The organism is Mesorhizobium sp. WSM3866 (assembly GCF_002294795.1).
Lineage (GTDB): Bacteria > Pseudomonadota > Alphaproteobacteria > Rhizobiales > Rhizobiaceae > Mesorhizobium.
In genome coordinates this window covers 299,627-317,988 of sequence record NZ_NSGC01000009.1, presented here as the reverse complement: position 1 = coordinate 317,988, position 18,362 = coordinate 299,627, and the positions used below count along the sequence as shown (strand labels likewise).

Sequence of the window (18,362 nt, the reverse complement as noted above, 5' to 3'; positions counted from 1 at the left end):
GGTCGCGCCGGTCTTCACCTCATTGGCCTGGAACTGGATGTAGGCGCTGGTGATGATCGCGCCTTGCGGGATATCGACGCCGGTGAAGCGTAGGCCGACCGTCTGGCGGGTCGTGCTGGCAAAGCCCAGTTCCAGATCGTCGACATTGGTCGAAATCGAGCCGGAACCTTTCTCCTCGACATCATCGCCCGCGGCCGCCAGCCGCGTTTCGAAAACCGGGTCGGCCCCCAGGGCACTGGTGGCGGTCAATGCGCTCGCCGTCGCGGTGCCGGTGTTGGATGCCGTACCGGCACTGGTGGCTTCGTGGGTGGTGTCTGCTAGGCCCGCACGGTGCCCCGAGCCATAGCCAGTTACGCTGTCAGGAAGAGTGCTGTCGAGATGAATGCCAATTCTGGCTGCAGCTTCGGCAAGGCCATTCAGGCCGGCATTGATCCCGCCTGTCGAGGTGCAGGCCGCAATAAGGGTATCGATCCCGGTCGCGGCTTGATTCGCGCCATCGCTATGAACGCTTTTGTCGTTTCCGGCGGCAAGGTTGCCGGAGCCGGGAGCTTCCTCTGTCGCTGAAACCCTTGGCGTGTCATGGTCCTGCTTATCGACCTTCGGAACGCCAGTTCCGGCCGTTGGGACCGGCCCGTCAGCGATCGTCTGAAGGCCTTTTACGGAGGACCAGGAGCCGAACCAAGTCATGTCGGCCCCAAGGCTTTCGCCAACGCCAGATGTCCAAAGTCGTTCGGACATATCATGTCTTCTTCGCCGCTCATGACAAAGCGCCCAGCCTTGGCCTGGATCGATGCAGCCTCGACGGTCGCATTCAACCGCGCGCGCCGGCGCTTCACGATGACCCGAACAGGATGGTGTGGAGGAAGCTGATTTCTAGTATTATTTCAGGCGATTCTGCCACATCACAACGGTCACCTTGTCAGACAAATGGCTTAGCATCGCGCGCTATAGCCTAGATAAAAACGGTGTTTTGGTGCGAGGAGTTTTAATCCCCAGAGCGCCGGGACCAAGCGACCATCTCGCGGGTTCGGTCGCTGGATGCTTCCGGCCGGCGCTAGCGCAGGCCGCCTCTCGCAGAAGGCCCGCATAGTAACCTCCACATGAGCTGCTGTTCCTTCGAGTGATCCTGAAGGTCCGGATTGGCTGAATGAGCCTTGGCAAGGTCTGCCGCTGAGCGATGCCCATAGCTGTTGGCGCTGGGGTCCGTGACTATCGGCAGATGCCCTCAGGATTTCAAAAAAGCAAATCCAGGTATTCGCCCACTACTGCCTGCAAGGACGTTCTGTTCGTCGCGCTCAGCTTGGAGTAGACCTTGTTCAGGTGAATCTTGACAGTGCCTTCGGATATCTTCAGGTGCCGTGCTATCTCTTTGTTGGACAGGTCGCGGCTAGCCAGCCTTACAATTTCCCGCTCTCGCTTCGTGAGCGGCTTGAACAGAATGCGGGCGCGGTCGCGCCGTTCGGTTTCTCGGCCCAGTGCTGCCACAATCGTGTCCGGGTAAGCCATCGGCGGCCGGCCGCCACCTCGCGCAGGCAATCGATGAGGGTGTCAGGCGCGGCGTTCTTCATACTCAGCCCATCCAGCCCGGCCGACAGGGCATCCATAATGTCCGCGTCGCTAATGTCGGCCGTTAGAAGTACAATGCGCGATGGCAGCCTTGCCGCCCTGACTTCTTTCAGAATATCGAGCCCGCTCATGCCAGGCATATTCAGATCGATCACCGCAATATCGGGTCTGCTTTCTTGAATTTCCGCCAGAGCCGTCGAGCCGTCGGTAGAGATGGCGACGATTTCAAGGTCCGGGTTCCCATTGATCAAAGACGCCAAGCCACGCAGTACGCGCGGGTGGTCATCAGCAAGCAATATTGTCGTGGGGGCATGTTGACGTCTCATCCGATCGGGACCTTCAAATCGATCTCGAGACCCTCAGGTGAGCTGTGGAGGTGCACGATGGCGCCGAGGTCGATGGCTCTTCGCCTTAGCGAGGCAGAACCGAGCCCTGCCTCGAACACGCGTTTGTGGGAGAGGGAACCAGACAGCCCTGGTAGGCCACTGCCATTGTCCTGCAGGCGGATGGATAGCGCTGTCTCCGACTTCGCCACGTCGAGCCGGAAGGTCGCCGAGGCCGGCCGACACCTGCGGGCACACCCAAGTTGATGGTCACCCTGCCTTCGTTGACGCGGGTGAAGGCTCCGCAGTCACCGTGTCGAACGTTTTTTGCCATTGCCGTTTGCCGGCTTGGCGGCAGGCTTCCGCCCCAACCCGCTGGCCTTCGCCAATTCAGAGCGTTGAGCCGCGTAGTTCGGCGCCACCATGGGATAATCGGGCTTCAATCCCCATCTGGCCCGGTATTCGTCGGGCGTCAGTCCGTGGAGCGCAAGATGGCGCTTCAGCGATTTGAACTTCTTCCCATCCTCCAGGCATACGATGTAGTCCGGGAACACAGACTTTTTGGGATTCACAGCGGGGACTTGTGCTTCCGGCACAGCCGACCTCTGGCTAAGGCCTGATAATGACGAGTGAACCGACGAGATGAGGTCCGCCAAGCCTGCAACCGGGACTGAATTGTTGCTTACGAACGCCGAGACTATGTCGGCGGTAAGCTCCACGAGTTCGGTGGCATCGGTGTTGGTTTGGTCGATCATGCGTGAGATCCCTTTTGTCTGACAAAGCCTCTCTATTGGAGGAAACTCAGGGGCGCAATGGAAGCGTTTGTGCAACGGAGCGCTGTAGACTGATCCGACGAAGCTCCGTGCCAGCAATCGGCGCATCCACTGACAGGAATTGAACAGGTCATATTCGCGATTGTAGCGGCGAAGGTATTTTGGACGTTGTTGCGGATGTTATGGACCAGGATCGCGCCTTCAAGCAGTGCCAGCATTATCTCGCCGGCGACCTCATCGGGTATCTGCCTGGGGAGGGCGGATGGTATTGACTGCGCGCGGCCGAGCGCCTTCGCCGATGATGTGGAATGGCTGAAGCCAGGCATCACCGGGCGCGTGAAATTCCTTCGCGGTGAACACACCCCACGCCATGCGACGCTGCAGGATTTCATAGGAAGGAACCTAAGATCGCGGTCGGCTTTTCCTCGACCATGAGCGCGCGCGCTTTGGAGTTTCTGGACAGATGGATTGCAGAACATCTGCCGAAAGTGAGCGACCAAGCGGCCATTGCCGATCTCGTCCTTGAACTCGTGGATTCTGCCAGGACTGTGGGCATCGCGCCCGAAGAAATATACGAGGAGATCGACAGCGTGTTTCGCCTTCTGAGTGAAGCGATGGAGCGCCGTAGGGGCGGCTCGGCCCCCTAAGACGGCGAATAGATGTCACTCCAAGGGCCTACATCATTTTTAAATAACGGCGCGCTGCTGCGCTCGCCAGATGGCGGGCCAAGTTCAACAAAGGGGGATTCGCCAATGAAGCGCATGTATGAAAAGCCTACCCTGGTCTAGCGTGACCGCCTGTCCGCCGTTACAGCAAACATCGTCGTCTCGATCGCGAACGGCGCGGCGTCCCGATAAAGGACGATGCCGGCCACTCCAGGCAACCGAATGGCGGGCATCTATCACTCCTCTGCCGCCGACGATAGGGGCCCCGTCACCGCTCGCCGGCTCTATCAAATGATGGACCGCGGCGAAGGTTTCAGCGTAGGGACCAAAGCGTCATTCTCTACGCCTTCTGTCTAAATTGGGAACATCCCGACGGGATGCGAATATGGCCTCGGCGGCACGGGTAGTTCCGGCATTCTATCCGGGCCGCCTGAAAGGCAAAGCATGGAGCCCGCTCGCACTCCTTCTCTCACGAGCGGGCTCTTGCCCGCCGCCCAGAGGGCCTTCACTTCACGCTCTCCGCTTGGTTGCCTTCTTCGCCGGCTTAGCTGCAGCCTTCCGCTGAAAGCCAAACCCCTTCGCCAACGCCGATCGCTGCTCCGCATAGTTCGGCGCCACCATCGGATACTCTGGATTCAATCCCCACTTGTTGCGGTACTTATCGGGGGTCAGGCCATGTTCGGTCGACAGGTGCCGTTTCAGCGACTTGAACTTCTTCCCGTCCTCGAGGCAGACGATGTGATCGGGGAAGACCGAGCGCTCCGGGTCGACGGCAGGCTCCTGCTTTGGCAGCAGGGCTGCGCCAGTGAGCGAGTAATATACCGACGCGATCAAATCCGCCAAGTCGGTTACCGAGACGAGATTATTGCTAACATAAGCGGAGACGATGTCGGCGGTGAGGTCCACAAGTGACATGCGAAATCTCTTTTATCTGGCAACCTCTCTATTTGAGCGCATCTGCTAATAAAACGAAATCCAGCCAAAAGGCCGAGCCCGCCTTGCATCGCCAGCATGACGGCTGGACTCCTCAAGAGCTTATCGATGCGGGCATGTCCGTCACGGGCGGCTGCCTGGACTGCCATCGTCATCAGAGGCTCGATCTGCCGGCGCTCCGCGATCGGTTCGGCCCTGACGCTCCCGCCATGGAGTGGGATCTGCGGCCGAAGATGAAGTGCGCCATCCCGCGCCCGCCACAGGCATGGATGCCGAGCTCACCGGCGATCGGGTGAGCCCGCGCTTCAGCGCGCTGATGACGGAAGTGGTCATGCCGGAGGAGTGCCAGTCCATGCCCATCACGGCGCCGAAGGACTGGCACCAGAAGGGATGGGCGAGGCGGCGCAAAAGCTCGTCGCGGCCATAATGATGGATGATGGCTTCGCACAGCACCGCGCCGAGCTTCGTCATGCGATCGCCCAGCCATTTCGGGACCCGCCCGCCATGCAAGAAAGCGCCAAATGCGTTCCCGCCTCGCACAAAGGCGACGAATTCCAAGCCCGTGTCGAAGATGTTGCCACTATCGTGAAGCCAAGCGACAAGGCTGCAATCGCTATCGAACAACGCAATCATTTCATGCTCCTCGCCCTTCGTCGCTTGCGCTCCGCTTAATGAAGCGAACGAGCGCCGCCATAGTAGCCATGGAAGCAGTTGCCAACTTTTGAAGATCGTCTACCGGGAAGTCGAGCAAGGTGCTTTCTCGCTAACCCCACGGGGGAGGGCAAATGGGGTCTGAGGCCGGACTACCCGATGGTAGCGGCAATTTCCCGCCTATACGCTCCCACTGGCTTTGTTCCCGGCCCGAAAGAGTACGTCGCCAGCGTCCATTGAGCACAGTGATCGCGTCCCGGCTGCTCTCCCGAGCACAGTGGGAGGCAAAGCTGCGCCGCTGGGGCTGCCGGCCGATGGCTCTCGGCCTGCCCAATGTTTGTGACTGGGCGGAGCGCCGGAAGCCCATTCACGTTATAGGCCTATGGAATCCCCACCTCCAGACGGTCCCCGTCGAGAACATCGCCCGCGCGTGCTGAAGGGCGGAACGATCATCACGGGTTTTCAAAACTCGGAAATCAGCTGCTCTCTACGCAATCAGCACTCCCAAGGAGCCGAACTGAGGTTGGCCGCAGACATTCAGATTCCAGCACGTTTTCTGCTCTACGTTCCAGTCGACGGGATCGCTTACCGGACTGTTGTTCGATGGCGCAAGAATGACCGCGTAGGCGTCGAATTCGAGGGTACCGAGCCAAAGCCGAAGTTTCATTACGGTTGAGCCGCGATGCCCCTAGGCCGGGGTTCGGCGGCTGGGCTGGCCGGGGTTATCAGCCGGGGCGCTATGTGGCGGGGCCTTTTTCAGCTGTTGGGACGTAAATGGCATCGCCCGAGGGAATCTTTGCCCCGAACTGGAGTGTGAACAAGAGGCGGTTTCTGCCATCCGTCACATGCATGATCCAGGGCGTCTGATGATTCCAGAAGGACTGCTTTGCCTCATTGATCATTTCGCCCGCAGCGCGCACTGCCTCGACCTGAGCGGCGGCCAAATCCAGGAGTTCGACGCCGTTCGCGTCGGGAATGAACTCGCCGTTGTCAACATGAAAGTGATAGATCGGCATGCGGCTCAACGGATTTGAAAAACACTCCCGAAGGAACGCCCTCGGCCGGATTTTGTTTCGGGAGCACCCTCAGCCCTCGGGAAGTGTGGTTAATCGGGCCAGCGCTTCGCCAGTGGCAGAAAAGTCACGCAACTTGGCTATGCGGGCGCTTCAACTAGGGCGCGCTTATTATCGATCTCAGCGAGGCGTACCGTCTTGCTGCGGGGTAACGGGGGCTTCGCCTTTGGATATCAACGAAATGGCACAATTCCGAGCCGCGCCCTTTCGCTCGCGGCGAAAGTCTCGGCTTCTCTGTGGGAATCGAATGCCTTGATGTTCACAACGCCATTTTCGATGATCCGGACGTAATGCCTGCTTTTTGACTTCCCCGATGATTTCGACCGCAGTCTTCCGCGATTGGTTGTTCATTCGCCCAGCCCCCTGAGAGAACGCCTACTATACCACTATAGCGGGTAGGAGGGCAGCCCAGGGTGTCTCGATGGTTAATGGGGTTTTCACGGAGGCGGGCCGGCGGAGCCAAGATATTCCGCGAAACTTAAAGTCGACCAGCCCCCTAGGGGCACGTGTGGCGTCATTGGATTGAGTGGAGTGAGAGGCTTCAGGGGTCGCAGCGGCCTCAGGGGTTTCAACGGGTTCAGGGGCTGCAATGGATCGGGCCGGCTCATTGGGGCATGGCCGCTTCCGAATGTGACAGGTCGCCCAGCTCGATCCATCAGCGTCGTATAGTCGATCGGGCCCAGCCAACTCAGATTGGAAGCGCTAAATACGTTCCCGCCTCGTACAAAGGCGACGAATTCCAAGCCCGTGTCGAAAATGTTGCCACTATCGTGAAGCCAAGCGACAAGGCTGCAATCGCTATCGAACAACGCAATCATTTCATGTTCCTCGCCCTTCGTCGCTTGCGCTCCGCTTAATGAAGCGATCGAGCGCCGCCATAGTAGCCATGGAAGCAGTTGCCAACTTTTGAAGATCGTCTACCGGGAAGTCGAGCAAGGTGATTTCTCGCTAACCCCACGACGGGCTCTGAGGCCGGACTACCCGATGGTAGCGGCAATTTCCCGCCTATTAAAACACCCCTCATCAGTCGTTGATCGACGAAGGAGGTTGCGCACGTTCGAAACCTGCCACTGCCCGCCCCGGGCCGTCCGAACGCCTCGGTTGTTTAGAGCGACTGCCATGCCGCGCAGGCTAGTCACGCCTGAGCGCTGAATGGACCCGATGATTGGTAGGACAGTCTGCGCGAAGCGATCCGCGCCCTCCACCGAGACCAGCCGCCCCTTGGCCGCAGCTTCGGCAGCATTCGTCGGATTGCCAAGCCTGGTGCCTATGGACTTGCGAGAGGCGAGGGCGGCCTTGGTGCGTTCCGAGATCAGCCGCCGCTCTTTCTCGGCGAGCGCCGCATAGAGATGTAGCATGAAAGGATCGGCGTCAGCCCCGAGTTCGGCAACAATGAACGGCACGCGCTGAACCATCAAGCCGGCGATGAATGCGACGTCGCGCGACAGGCGGTCGAGCTTGGCAACGATGACCGGGCACTTTGCTTGGCGTGCCTGGGACAGGGCGGCTGCAAGCTGCGGGCGTCGATCGAGAGCGTCTGAACCTTTGCCAGTCTCGACCTCGGTAAACTCCTGGATGATTCGAATGCGTTCAGCTTCGGCGAAGCGAGCAATGGCTACGCGTTGTGATTCGATACCTAGACCCGAACGACCCTGTCGCTGCGTTGACACGCGATAATAGGCAACCGCGCTCGACATCGCCGGAACTCCGCTGGTGTTCAGACTGCAAACCACCGTTTGCAGTGTGCTCACAAGCTGCCACATAGCAACTACACAGTTGATATTGCCGGATAAATGACCCGTGCTCGTGCCGTTGGTTGGGGGGCCCTTGTTATGTCGGCTTGCCGATTAAACGGTCACATGGGAAGTAGCGCAAAACCTCCTGACAGCTGGATTGAAGAGAACGGGCGCGACCTACGCCCAACTCGTCGAAAGGCTGAATGCCATGGGCGTTGACGAGGAGGAACTGAACGTGCGGAATAAGCTCTCTAGGGGCAACGGCGGCGTTTCTTGTTCAATGCCTAAAGGCGATTGGTTCTCCTACCTTGCACTTGGACTAATAGCGGGACTTGGCCTCGCGCTCGTCTTTATGACTTCGCTTGCGTTCATGAATGGGTACCTAGCTACCAATTACCCATACGGCTCCACCGAACAGCAGCAAGGCAATCTGAAAAAGAGTGAGCAAGACCACGGCTATGTCGTGCCTTTTGGGCAGGCAACCGGCGACGATATCCGCAAGCTTGAAGCTCGCGAAAATCCAGACGATTCCAAATATTATGAAGAGCAGGACCGCCGGGCGCAAAAGAGCGCAGCGGACGCTGCGCAAGTCATGGTGTTTCTCACCGAGGTCTCGATAATACTGGGGCTCGTAGGTGCTGGCGCAATTATCTGGACGCTCGCAGTTTCCAGAGAATCCAATTCCATCTCCCGGGAAACCGCCGAACGCCAACTGCGAGCTTACATTCATGTTACGAGCGTAAAGCTCGAACACGCTAACGACGATTTTGCCCCAACGATAACCGTCAATTATAAGAACTTCGGGCAAACTCCAGCCCGGAACGTCATCAATCACCTTTCCGTAAGTTTCGTGATCATGGGGGAAGCCAAAGGAGGCAAACGAAAGGTTTCCGATGAGCGAGGGTACGACCTTGGGCCAAGCCAAGATTCATCCACCTCTTCCCATGTCTCGTTCGACACCGGTTTTAGCTCGCGCGAAATGCTCGTAGATAACTTGGTCAAGCTGTATGTGATCGGAGAGATCACCTACAAAGATGTCTTTGGGCTACAAGACCGCTATACGCGCTACAAGATGGTCCTCCACCCCGAGCCCGACGCGGTTATCGACACCGACGCCTTCATGATTTGTCACGATGGAAACGAAGCCAATTAACATGCGGGCCACGCCGCTCAAGCCGATACGACGCGCGCCGTCTAGGCCAGGATTCCCCTCTTCAGGGCTTGGTGCTTTTGGCCGCACTAGCGACCGCCGTTCAGATCAATCACACGACCCAGCTTAAATCACGATGCTCGTATGCGAGCGGCTTCCGCGGCTCCTCGTAAGACACGCTGATCAGCCCGAAGGCGTCGGCGCCGTGGCTCGACCAATCGTGCTCGGGGCCGAGGCCGATGTTGCGCGCTTCGTCGTACTTCTCGTGATACCAGCCCAGAGCATCGAGCCCGGGCGAGCAGGTGGGCTCGTTGAACCAGAATGCCGGGAAGAGACGGCGGGTTGCCTCGACGCGCTTCAGTGCCGCCCCCTTGCCCTGGTTGGGCACCGTGGTGACGTCAAAGCCTGCAGAGCGGATATGATCCTCGAAGCGGATGGCAGTGAGCGCGTCCTCTTGCGAAGCGTCGTGCGGCAGGAAACATTCGGCACTTCCATAGCCCTTCGATCGGAGCCACTCCAGGTGCGTGGCCAACGGTTGCCGCACTGCCTCGTAGTAGTCGAGCACTCGGATCTCGCGCCCGACATACTGCACGATCCAGATAGCAGTCGCATCCCGGACGCCGATGTCCCAGAAAGCCTTGATCGGGAGGAGGGGGTCCCGAGCCACCTTGCCGATGCGGCCTTCAGAACGGGCGGCCGTCAGTGAGGCAGCATAGTAGGCGCCGGTCAGTACGGTCGCATAGTGCAGGCATTTGATTGGAAGCATCAATTGGATGTTTGTAGGTTTGCTACGGTCTCCGAACTTGCCGCCGCCAAAGGACTCGATCGATCGTTTGTCGGTCATATGCTGCGACTTACGCTGCTAGCGCCTGACCTAATTGAAGCGATCCTCGATGGTCGCCAGCCTCCGACGATGCAATTGCAGCCGCTGGTGCGCGGGTTTGCCGTGGAGTGGGAGCGCCAACGGCCCGGTAGCGGCTAATGCTGTAGTCCGGGTTTTGACCGAAAGCGGCCATTCCCGACGGGAAACGGCGTCTACAAAGCCGACGTTCAGGCCCATCGCACGTTCGCTTGCAGAGCACTCGACACCGGGCGTCATTGCAAATAGCTTGCCGGCCGATGGGTTAGAGCCGAGTGCATGTCCGAAATCCAACTGGCAACTGTGCTTCCGGGCGCAAAGGGGTTCAAGGAAGGGAATGTCAACGACACGTTCCGTGGACAGGTGCTGCTCGCCGATGGGACGGTCAGAGGTGCCATCCTCAAAGACCTCGATCAGAAGCAGCTATCGAACGAGGTGCTGACTTCCGTCCTCGCCCGTGCGGCAAGCCTTCCGACGCCAGACGTCTATCTCGCCCTCGTTCGTGGCTCCGATCTGCCGGTGGCGAAAGCGCCACAACTGCAGGATGGTAACCGGCTCGTGTTCGCGAGCGTGGAAGTGAAGGTGCCCAACATCACATTCCGCGCGACCGGGGCGAGCGTCGACGAGCAACAGCAGCTTCTCCGCGACATACTGGAATGGGGCGACCTCGGCCATCTCTACGCCTTCGATGCGTGGATAGCGAATATTGACCGCCATCCTGGCAACCTATTGTTCGGCGGCAAGAAGGAGATGTGGCTGATCGACCACGGCCATTGCTTCTCAGGACCAGCATGGGAACCGAGCGACCTCGACCCTGACGCCGATTATCGCAACCGCTTGTCCGAATGGCTGACGGGCCACTTCACGCTCGATCAAAAGCGAAAGCGGTCTTCGGAGGCAGCGAAGTTCTCGGAGGTCATCGCGTCCATCGACGTGGCCGAGTCCCGGCGTAGGAGCCGCATCGAGGCAATACTGCCTTCAGCCTATGTCGTTGCCGTCGAGAAGTTTCTGAGAGAGCGGACGGATAAGGTACCCGTTCATGCCAACCGCGCGCTAGGAGTTCCAACACTGGTATGACGGATCAAAGACTCAACACGGCAGCTTTCCCTGCCTTCAAGCGCAGCGTCCGCGCTCGCTGGGCGCCGGTGCTGCTTGAGCCTATCGCTGGATCCTATGAAAGACTGGTCATCGGCGTGGCGGTTGTCTCTGACGATGGTTTTCACCTCGAACTCGCAAACGCACTTGACCGCCTGCGTTGCCTCTACTCGGACGATGCCTACGGCGCCGTCTATGCGATTCAGCTCACGGCGGAGCACCTGCGGCAGGATCTCGCGACAAGGGCACTTCAGGCCCTGACGGACCCAAAGCCCGCCACGTCGGGAGTCGTCATTGGCGAGAGCCGCGAGGCAGAGGGCGAGAGCTTGCAGAAGATAGGCGCAAGCTGGATGCTCACCCTGTCATCGCTCTACCGGGAGGTTGCCCAGGATGCAGACGAGGCAGGGCCGGAACTCGATGAAGCGTTGGACGGGCCCGGCGAGAGCGGCGGTGACCGCCTGCCACTCCTCGTTCTCGGCTATGTGACGGAGCGGCGGGAAGGCCTGGCTCGGTTTTTCAGCAACGATCTCCGCGGGGGTCGCAAGCGGCGCACGGCAGGGCGCAGCCACGAAATAGTGATCGACTTTTCGGGTTCACGCCTCGTCGCCAACTTCGGGACGCTTCAAGCGGGTAGTATCGCGGGGTCGGTAAACCTCATCAAGCGGCGGCTGTGGGATTTGAAGGTTGAGCGCGATCGTGAGCACAGCCCGATGCTCCTTCGCCAGCACGAGATGATTCTACAAGCGCCTCCCAAGGGCGATCCACAGGTTTCGACGAAGCAGCGCGCCAACATCAATGACGCACTAGAGGCTCTTGAAGCGCAGGCCGATCAGGAGGAACTGCGGCTCCGGGCGTTACCTTCAGTTGCGGAAATCGGTGAGCACCTCATGCGGCTAGAGGCGGCTTAGGAACGCCTCGTCTGACACTACTGGTGCCGGCTTCCAGAATGCGTTCGACGCTGATTCTGAGCCAGTTAGCCGCTCCGCCCTTATCGCCCCAGATTGCAGAGAAGGAATCCCGCATGGCCTCCGCTGCGTCAGTGGAGAACAGTCCGAACGCTGCTTCGATCGGTCTCCGGATGTCGACTGGGGTTTCTTTTGGAATCTCGATTATCGGCGGGCGGGAACCATACTGCGGGTGCAAGAACGCTGTCCCAGTCTTCGACCAATCGCCATTCTCGTAAGTTTTGAGGTAGCAGCGTGTTGAAAGACAATTGCCCGGCGACTCCGACTGCGGTCCTTTGCTTGACCGCTCCAACGCGCGGCTCAAGGATGCAGCACTCGATGGTATGCAGGTGAGCGAGCGATGGCACGGACCGTAATCCCTCGACCAAATCCGGGTGCAGTTCCTGGTGGACAGACGGTCGCAAGACCTGAGCCGCTGCGTATCGCAGCCTTCGGAGATTCCCTGATGTGGGGACAAGGCCTGCGCAACGCCGAGAAGTTCAAGAACCTCATCGCCAGCGCACTGGGCAGGCACCACGGCAAGACAGCGAGTATTGTGGTTGATCGGTCGCGATCCGGGGCCCAGCTGCTCGCGCGTCCGAGCGCTGACCAGACTAAGGATCCGCGAGAGGCATTTATCGACGCCTTTGCGGGCCTCTTCGCGGACGAGACGTCGCGACGCCGCTTCAGGTCAGGCGATGATGAGAGCCCCCGCTGAAAAACTCTACGGCGAGGTACCCGCAACGTTTCCCACCATTGCCTGGCAAGTCGAAACGGTAAAAAGTGACCTTGGGAAAAAGATAGACGTGGCTCTTTTGACCGGCGGAGCGAACGACATCGGTTTTGATGCGGTCATCAACCCGCGCGATTTTCCTGGCCAGTTTCTCCAACGGTTCGAAGGTGAGATCGCTTCCATTGCCTATGCCGAAACTCTGCAGAGCATCGCCCGAGTCCGCTCGAAGTGCCCGAAGGCCATTATTATGCTCTTCGGCTACTTCGCTCCAATCTCGTATTCCTCCCATGTCAGCAAGATACGCAGCTTTTTCAAGCATGAGCTGAATGACGACTTCGGCTGGTGGATCAACAAAGCCTTCAATTTCGTAGACGTCGAGGCCGCCATTCGAGAGGGCAAGATTCGATCCGTGTGGGCAGCTAGCCGCGCCCAACACTGGATGCGGGCAGCCGTTACAGAGGCCAATCGAAATGATGCCCTTAGGGGGGCGGGTGTGCTGTTTGTTCCTTCGGCAATCGACCGCGGCAGCTCGGCCTTCGCGAACAACCCGAAGGTTGCCGCCGACTACAAACACCCCGCCACCGATCCCGCACAGGCTGATCGGGAGAAGCGGTGTCCGCGAGCCGACCTGCTGAAGGATATGCAGAAGGTGTGGTACGCCGTCGCAAGGACAACGGCGGGGGCTACGTCCAGCTTCGACAACCTGCTCAAGGATCTAAAGGCCGACGGTGGCCCTGCGTCCCTCATTGCGGCCATGACCAGGTTTAAGAGCAACCCTGGCAACACCAATACGAGAGCGGAAATAGTCGGCGGGCTGCAGTCGGAGATCCACCGAATACAGCGAGCACTCATCGCCTCTTTCCTGCATCCGAACGCTTCGGGTGCCGCCGGCTATGCCAGTATTGCCACCCGACGGTATCAGGAGCACCTGAGCGTCGTCTCGAAGATCAAGGCAACACGCCCCCAAGGTCCCGCGAGAGCCGCCATCCAGCCGAGCCAAACCCTCGATGTTATACTACGGAGGTTTGGGCTTCGCGGTCCTGGCTCCCTTCTCGCTGATATCGGCCATCTGGATATCGACGCAATCTTTTTGACAATCGTGACCGCCCGCCTCTCCGAAGCAAAGTTAACTCCGGACATCTCGCTTATGGTCGAAACGCAGAAGCAGAACCTGCCGAAGAAGACGCGCGAATATGTCCTTAACTTCCCCTATTACTTTCCGGACATTCAGGGCGTGAGCTTAGTCCGCAAGATCGCACCGGACTTTGAGCCGGCGACAACGACGCTTTCTTCAATCGATACGCTCGACCAACTAAGACTGGAGGATATAACGGCCGTCTATCTCCGCGTAGGGCAGGATCCCTTGGCGGGAAAAGTCGCGGAGCCCCATGGAACGACCTGGAGGCCACGGCGGGTCGAGGTCAAATTCAATGGCGTACCGGTGATAGACGTAACCCTTCAGGACCCCTTTGTCGGTCCAGGGGGCACCGTCCAACTGAACTTCCCTCCCACTCCTTCCCAACCAGGTGTGCTTGCGCCAGTCTGACGGTCCAGGTTGATGTCGCAACCAGGACCTGGCGATGGTCTAGTTGTGGCTTGTTTGACAGGCGAGCGAAACGCAAAACTGCCCGCAGCAAGGCAGGCGCTAAAGCATTGATATTGTTGTGTCAAAACCTGGGGATTTTTTGAAGCTACTCCCCAGGTTCGGAGAATGATGGACATTCGGAGAGCAGTTTGAGTAGGAAAATTGTTTTCGCTCTCCCCAGCTTTCGGCTTCACATCCCACAAACGCTGGGCTTCCAGGAAGCCAAGAGGGGCCGGAGAATTGTTTGGACTTTGAGGGTGGTAGCGGAGGAGGGATTTTAATCGACAACGAAATCAATAACTTACGCGACGCTAGTCAACATTTCGGGAAAAATGAGTCCACAGGCGAGTTAAGACCTATCGCATTTGCTGCCCTTAAGGCAGGAACGCCGATGGGGAGAAGTCGACTTGGCCCGCCCGGTTGATGCGCCTGCTATGTCGCCGCGAACGGCGCCGGGGGCTCGCACCCCGCCTCACATGACTGACGGCGGGCCAAGTCTTGCCGGTCTTTCCCGACTGCCCGACCCACGCCTCCACGGCGGCAAAGAACCTTCTTTCGAAGGAAACGGATTCGAACCGTATTTACTCACCTGATCTCGGTCAGCGAGGCGGAATTGAACCGCGCCACCCTCGTTGGCGGATAACCGCCGATCTCATTCACGATAGCCCTCACGCCATCATCAGAGCAACACCGGCCTTCTCATCCTCCTGCAAGAGGGTAGCTACGAAAGCTGGTCAGTGAGTTGCAGCCCACTTAGGTGTTGCCGTGATGGTGGCGCGCCAGATGCATGTACACCTGGCGCTAATCGACAAAGTTTTCTGTTTAGGGCGGTTTTCGCCGCCTAATTCATGGTCGCCTCCATCGCTGCAAAGGGCTTCGTTCGCGTCTGCGTTCTGATCAGTCGCTACTAAGGCCATGTGTGCACTTTCACGTTTATCGTGTTTTCTATTGTATGTCACGTAAAAAGTGATTATGAATGGGGCCGTATATGGAGACGTGAAAATGGAAATCGAGCAAAGCCTTCGGCTGCCGCAGGTGATAGCGATCACCGGGCTATCTCGATCGGAAATCTATCGGCGCATCCAGGCCGGCCTGTTTCCGAAGCAGACGCGCAAGTCGCACAGGGTTTCGGTCTGGAGGAGCAGCGAGATCAAGGCGTATCAGGAGGCCGTTTTCGGTGCCTGAGAAGTCCGAGCCGCAGCCCAAGCGAGAGCAGGTGAAGCGTAAATGGCTTCCCGAGAAAGGCCCGCACGGGCGCCGCTGGCATCCTGATCTTTGCGGCAATGGTGGCGTGGTGCCGCGCGCGCCGTTCCTGGACGAGTTGGACCGGGACGACCAATGACCGATGACAGCGATCTCTCGGACCTGCTCGGCGACGACGAGCCGACATCCGAGCCCGAGATAGCGCGTCCGAAGCGCGGCCGGCCGACCAAGGAAGAAGCCGCCAGGCGCTTGCAAGAGCAAGCTTCAAACAGCCTGCCGCACTACACGGCCTTTCGGCGTCCGGTTGGCGTGACCTTCTTCGCAAACATCCTCGGCGTTCAGCCGAAGCAAATTCAGAAGCGGCTCGAAAAGTGCCCGATTCACTCGTTCGTCACGCACGCAGGGAAGCAGCAGCCGCTGTACGACTTCCTGACGGGCATGTCCTATCTGATCCCGCCGCAGGGCAGCATTGAGGACTGGCTGGCGCAGCAGAACCAGGCGTCGCTGCCGCCGATCGTCTCCAAGGCCTATTGGGAGATGACCAACGCCCGTATCCGGGCGCTCACGGCTGCCGGGCAGCTTTGGCACGACGAAGACGTGCTCATGACCTTCGCGCGCGTGGCCATGCTGATCCGGCAGGAAACCAAGCTCTGGATCGAGAACATGCCCGGCCGCGACCGGCTGAGCGACGAGCAGTACAAGTTCATGCTGGCGGCCGTGGCCGACCTGAATGTCCAAGTCAAGGAAGCGCTCGAAACCAAAGCGCGCACCTGGCAGAAGGTGACTGCTCATTCGCAGGAGATAGCCAAGGAGCTTGAAGGCACGGACAAGCGCCCGCCGCCTGATCTGCCGGGTGATGAATGACCGCGAGAATGCGCCCGCCGTCGATCAATGACCTGATCGACGCAGCCCCATATCAAACGCTCGACGAATTGCTGGTGAAGGGCTTCGAAAGCCTGACCCCGCAGGAAGTCTTGACGGTCTCCGAGGCTGCTGAGAAGTACATGCGGATCGGCGGCGGCAGCGGCCACAGCGTCCCGTGGTCCGCGAAGAAGACGCCCTATCTCGTCGAGCCTATGAACATCCTCACCAGCCTCGACTATCAGGGCATGGTGTTCGTCGGGCCGGCGCGTACCGGCAAGACCATGATGAGCCTCGGCTGGCTGACGCACACCGTCAAGGCCGATCCGGGCGACATGCTCTACATCCACATGGACCGCGAGAACGCGCGCAAGTGGTCGAATGGCGATCTCAAGCGCTATCTCGAAGCGTCAACGCATGTGCGCGCCGAGCAGTTCACCAGCCGGCAAGATGACAACACCTTCGACAAGGAATTCAAGTCGGGGATGCGCTTCCTGCTCGCCTATCCCACCGCGAGCAACCTATCGGGCATCACCGTGCCGCGCGGATGGCTGATCGACTACGACCGCATGGACGACAACGTGGATGGCGAAGGCAACCCCTTCGACCTTCTGCAGATGCGCACGACGACGTTCAAGCGCTTCGGCATGACCGTCGCCGAGTCGTCGCCCAACCCGAACAAGGAAATCCAAGACCCGAAGTGGCAGCCGCCAAAGCATAGTCCACACGAGGCGCCACCGATCCGTGGCATCTTCGAGCTATACAATCGCGGCGACCGGCGCCGCTGGTATTGGTGCTGCCCGCATTGCCGCGAGTCCTTCGAACCCGACTTCAAGCTGTTGCGCTACCCCGACAGCGAAGACATCATGGAAGCGCGCGAGCAGACCTACATGCTCTGCCCCGTCTTCCAGTGCGGCGGTGTGCTTGAGCCGCACATGAAGGAGGAATTGAACGACACCGGCCGGTGGGTGAGGGACGGCATGATCTGGCTGCCGGCCGAAAACAGGATCATCGAGCGCAACGGGCTCAAGGCCGCTCGATCGAGCATTGCATCATTCTGGATGAAAGGGCCGGCCGCCGCGTATCAGGATTGGGGCCAGTTGGTTGAGAAGTACCTGCGCGCGGAGAAGGCGCTCAAAGACACGGGCGATGACGCGCCGCTGCGCAAGACCGTCACGACCGACCAGGGTTCATTCTACATTCCCGCCTCGCGTCTGTCCGAGCGCTCGCCGGAAGACCTGAAAGACAAGGCCGAGGATTGGGGCACCGAGCCGATTGTGCCGCATGGCGTCCGGTTTATGGTTGCCACAGTCGACGTGCAGAAGACGGCCTTCGTTTGCCAGGTGCATGGCATCACTGCGAGCGGCGACCTAGTGGTAATCGACGCATTCAAGCTCCGTCTGTCAGATCGCCTCAACGGGGCAGGGGAGAAACTGCCGATCGATCCGGCCGCCTTCGAGGAAGATTGGGACGTGCTTATCGAGCAGGTCATCTTGAAGACCTACCCGCTGGCCGACGAGAGTGGCAGGAGAATGCGCATCCGTGCGACTGGCGGCGACTCAGGCGGTGCCGAGGGTGTCACCGGGCACGCGTATAATTTCTGGCGCCGGCTGCGCAAACGCGGCGATGGGCTCCATCGTCGCTTCTGCCTCATCAAAGGCGAGCCCTCCAAGACGGCACCGCACGCGCGCACGACCTGGCCGGATTCCAGTCAGAAGGGAAAGAAGGCCATAGCCAAGGGTGACGTGCCCGTGATCCTGCTCAACTCGAACCTGATGAAGGATCGCGTCTCGAACATGATGGCGCGCCGCGTCGGCGACGAGAGCGAGGAAAACGCTGGCGCTATACTGCGCTATCCCGACTGGATGCCCGACTGGTTCTACAATCAGTTGACGACCGAAATCCGCACCGAAAAGGGATGGGAAAATCCCTTGAAGCGGCGCAACGAGGCATTCGACCTTGCGTATTATGCGCTCGGCCTGGCTATCCGGCCGTTCGAGGAAATGGTGCCCTACGTTACGTTTAACATCGATCGGCTCGATTGGGAGAACCCGCCAGGATGGGCAGCCGAATGGGATGAGAACGACATGGTGTATGGCGGCGCCGCGCCGGCTGCTTCGGAGCCGGTCAAAGAGGAGTCCAAGAGCTTCGCGGCGCTCGCGGAAAAGCTTGCTTAGACTTTCACTTTTATGTTGAAAATCAATTATATATT

General features: G+C 59.3%; 16 protein-coding genes and 3 pseudogenes. 11 read left to right on the top strand and 8 right to left on the bottom strand.

Features of this window, described 5'->3' with window-relative positions; genetic code table 11:
* From CK222_RS22020 to CK222_RS22005, 3 genes and pseudogenes are all read right to left on the bottom strand, one after another.
* Positions 1-687 (bottom strand): annotated as a pseudogene (locus tag CK222_RS22020) (hypothetical protein); the annotation flags it as partial.
* Between the two features lie 710 nt (positions 688-1,397).
* Positions 1,398-1,892 carry a response regulator transcription factor gene (locus tag CK222_RS22010; RefSeq protein ID WP_095801817.1) on the bottom strand — a complete coding sequence of 165 codons (495 nt, stop codon included), beginning with the start codon at positions 1,890-1,892 and terminating at the stop codon, positions 1,398-1,400.
* Between the two features lie 305 nt (positions 1,893-2,197).
* Positions 2,198-2,644 carry a MucR family transcriptional regulator gene (locus CK222_RS22005; protein ID WP_095801816.1) on the bottom strand — a complete coding sequence of 149 codons (447 nt, stop codon included), beginning with the start codon at positions 2,642-2,644 and terminating at the stop codon, positions 2,198-2,200.
* Positions 2,645-3,093: 449 nt separating this feature from the next.
* Here CK222_RS22005 and CK222_RS22000 point away from each other — a divergent pair, with 449 nt between their 5' ends.
* The gene (locus CK222_RS22000; RefSeq protein ID WP_095801815.1) at positions 3,094-3,309 is read left to right on the top strand and encodes a DUF768 domain-containing protein; all 216 of its coding nucleotides are present in this window, start codon (positions 3,094-3,096) and stop codon (positions 3,307-3,309) included.
* Positions 3,310-3,837: 528 nt separating this feature from the next.
* On the opposite strand, the gene CK222_RS21995 is transcribed toward CK222_RS22000, so the two are convergent.
* Complete coding sequence (locus tag CK222_RS21995) at positions 3,838-4,242, bottom strand: MucR family transcriptional regulator (RefSeq protein WP_095801814.1); 405 nt, start codon at positions 4,240-4,242, stop codon at positions 3,838-3,840.
* Between the two features lie 265 nt (positions 4,243-4,507).
* A pseudogene (locus tag CK222_RS21990) lies at positions 4,508-4,800 on the bottom strand (DUF763 domain-containing protein); the annotation flags it as partial.
* 493 nt (positions 4,801-5,293) lie between these two features.
* Between CK222_RS21990 and CK222_RS32990 the strand changes: the two are divergent.
* Positions 5,294-5,587: a PilZ domain-containing protein gene (locus CK222_RS32990; protein ID WP_095801813.1), complete on the top strand. Its 294-nt coding sequence runs from the start codon at positions 5,294-5,296 to the stop codon at positions 5,585-5,587.
* A 61-nt stretch (positions 5,588-5,648) separates the two neighbouring features.
* Here CK222_RS32990 and CK222_RS21980 read toward each other — a convergent pair whose 3' ends face one another.
* Both CK222_RS21980 and CK222_RS21970 read right to left on the bottom strand, forming a co-directional pair.
* Entirely contained in the window at positions 5,649-5,927 is a 279-nt protein-coding gene (locus CK222_RS21980) for a hypothetical protein (RefSeq protein WP_095801812.1), read from the bottom strand.
* Positions 5,928-6,961: 1,034 nt separating this feature from the next.
* Positions 6,962-7,681 (bottom strand): recombinase family protein, encoded by a 720-nt coding sequence (locus tag CK222_RS21970; protein WP_095801844.1) that lies wholly within the window; start codon positions 7,679-7,681, stop codon positions 6,962-6,964.
* Between the two features lie 196 nt (positions 7,682-7,877).
* Between CK222_RS21970 and CK222_RS32985 the strand changes: the two are divergent.
* Positions 7,878-7,922: pseudogene (locus tag CK222_RS32985) on the top strand (hypothetical protein); the annotation flags it as partial.
* 6 nt (positions 7,923-7,928) lie between these two features.
* The gene (locus CK222_RS21965) at positions 7,929-8,873 is read left to right on the top strand and encodes a hypothetical protein (protein ID WP_176477684.1); all 945 of its coding nucleotides are present in this window, start codon (positions 7,929-7,931) and stop codon (positions 8,871-8,873) included.
* Between the two features lie 109 nt (positions 8,874-8,982).
* Here CK222_RS21965 and CK222_RS21960 read toward each other — a convergent pair whose 3' ends face one another.
* Entirely contained in the window at positions 8,983-9,714 is a 732-nt protein-coding gene (locus CK222_RS21960; protein WP_176477704.1) for a hypothetical protein, read from the bottom strand.
* Between the two features lie 294 nt (positions 9,715-10,008).
* Here CK222_RS21960 and CK222_RS21950 point away from each other — a divergent pair, with 294 nt between their 5' ends.
* The 7 genes from CK222_RS21950 (at position 10,009) to CK222_RS21920 (ending at position 18,327) form a co-directional block, all read left to right on the top strand.
* On the top strand, positions 10,009-10,806 hold the full coding sequence (locus CK222_RS21950) for a HipA family kinase (protein ID WP_095801809.1): 798 nt from the start codon (positions 10,009-10,011) through the stop codon (positions 10,804-10,806).
* Complete coding sequence (locus tag CK222_RS21945; protein WP_095801808.1) at positions 10,803-11,732, top strand: hypothetical protein; 930 nt, start codon at positions 10,803-10,805, stop codon at positions 11,730-11,732. The genes CK222_RS21950 and CK222_RS21945 overlap by 4 nt, the downstream gene beginning before the upstream one ends.
* A gap of 734 nt (positions 11,733-12,466) precedes the next feature.
* Positions 12,467-14,047, top strand: a complete 1,581-nt coding sequence (locus tag CK222_RS21935; RefSeq protein ID WP_095801806.1) for a hypothetical protein — start codon at positions 12,467-12,469, stop codon at positions 14,045-14,047.
* Between the two features lie 1,041 nt (positions 14,048-15,088).
* Complete coding sequence (locus CK222_RS21930; RefSeq protein ID WP_095801843.1) at positions 15,089-15,271, top strand: AlpA family phage regulatory protein; 183 nt, start codon at positions 15,089-15,091, stop codon at positions 15,269-15,271.
* Complete coding sequence (locus CK222_RS32455) at positions 15,264-15,428, top strand: hypothetical protein (protein ID WP_176477703.1); 165 nt, start codon at positions 15,264-15,266, stop codon at positions 15,426-15,428. The genes CK222_RS21930 and CK222_RS32455 overlap by 8 nt, the downstream gene beginning before the upstream one ends.
* On the top strand, positions 15,425-16,153 hold the full coding sequence (locus CK222_RS21925) for a hypothetical protein (RefSeq protein WP_095801805.1): 729 nt from the start codon (positions 15,425-15,427) through the stop codon (positions 16,151-16,153). Before CK222_RS32455 ends, CK222_RS21925 begins: the two co-directional genes overlap by 4 nt.
* Positions 16,150-18,327 (top strand): terminase gpA endonuclease subunit, encoded by a 2,178-nt coding sequence (locus tag CK222_RS21920; protein WP_095801804.1) that lies wholly within the window; start codon positions 16,150-16,152, stop codon positions 18,325-18,327. The genes CK222_RS21925 and CK222_RS21920 overlap by 4 nt, the downstream gene beginning before the upstream one ends.
* Positions 18,328-18,362 lie beyond the last annotated feature (35 nt).